The following is a 1,068-nucleotide window of genomic DNA, read 5'->3' as shown; positions in this document are numbered from 1 at the left end:
AACTGGGCTATATAGCGTCAGGTAAAAAACAAGGTGATTTAACCGTAGAGCCTGCGCCAAAAGAATTTGGCACTCGTCTTATTGAAGTGAGAATCGACTAATGAATAATGATCAAAGTATAGAGTCTCTTAAGGAACAACTTTATAACGTTGAGATAGCCTACTCTTGGGAGCACAAAGGATATGGCGGTAAATACGATCGTCTAGGGATATGGGGAATGGCAATATTTGTTGGCTGTTCAATATTTGGCTTTTTTTGGCTTGTTCTTGATGATTTTACCGTAGATACCCCGATGTTTTGGGTAGCTTTTGCTTTAATGACCATGATGGTATTGATAACAAGGTATCTGTATTTTCCTGATAAACATCGCTGTTATCACTTAACCGCACTGGGTATTCATTACACGGAGCAAGATATGATCCCAGAGGTGGCGTATAAAATCGTGCGCGGCTTTGCTTGGGTGGGAATTGTGGTGTGTATTATTGCGGTTTTTTTACTTGGCCCGTTAGCCTTAGTGGGTGCAGGGGCATTTGCACTGATGTCATTTGGGATGACCAATTTTAAACCAACCGTTGATAAGTGCTGTCTGTTTATCGATGAGCGTAGCGTCGTTTTCAATCTAGTGAGTGATAACGTAATTTCTTTTACGATTCCTGAAAAAGGTCAAATGGGATACAAGGGATTGATATTCACATCGACTCTCGAAGAAAAGCAAGCGTTGTTAAATAATTTGTACTCACTTTTCCATGAGCTTGAGGTCGTAAAAATCAAAAGACTTAATGATCAATTTAAACATTCAATTTATCAGCGAGATGAAGAGAGTGCTACAGAGTAACGTTCTCGCTTTCTCACAGAGTGATTAAATTTAGGCGGCAGCACTGGTCGATACCATTACAGTGTTGGTTAGCATGCCGTTTAACTGGCAAGCCTCAAAACATCAACAACTGGGCTATATAGCGTCAGGTAAAAAACAAGGTGATTTAACCGTAGAGCCTGCGCCAAAAGAATTTGGCACTCGTCTTATTGAAGTGAGAATCGACTAATGAATAATGATCAAAGTATAGAGTC

2 protein-coding genes are annotated in these 1,068 nt (G+C 40.1%); both read left to right on the top strand.

Going from position 1 to position 1,068, the window contains the following annotated elements:
- The first annotated feature begins 100 nt into the window (after window positions 1-100).
- Entirely contained in the window at window positions 101-835 is a 735-nt protein-coding gene (locus tag QTN94_RS20010) for a hypothetical protein (RefSeq protein WP_331428650.1), read from the top strand.
- 73 nt (window positions 836-908) lie between these two features.
- The gene (locus QTN94_RS20005; protein WP_331428649.1) at window positions 909-1,043 is read left to right on the top strand and encodes a hypothetical protein; all 135 of its coding nucleotides are present in this window, start codon (window positions 909-911) and stop codon (window positions 1,041-1,043) included.
- The last annotated feature ends 25 nt before the right edge of the window (window positions 1,044-1,068 follow it).

Origin of the sequence: Vibrio sp. M250220, assembly GCF_036533795.1 — a bacterium.
GTDB lineage: Bacteria > Pseudomonadota > Gammaproteobacteria > Enterobacterales > Vibrionaceae > Vibrio.
Note: the sequence above shows the minus strand (reverse complement) of the source record. Positions and strands in the feature narration are given on the sequence as shown.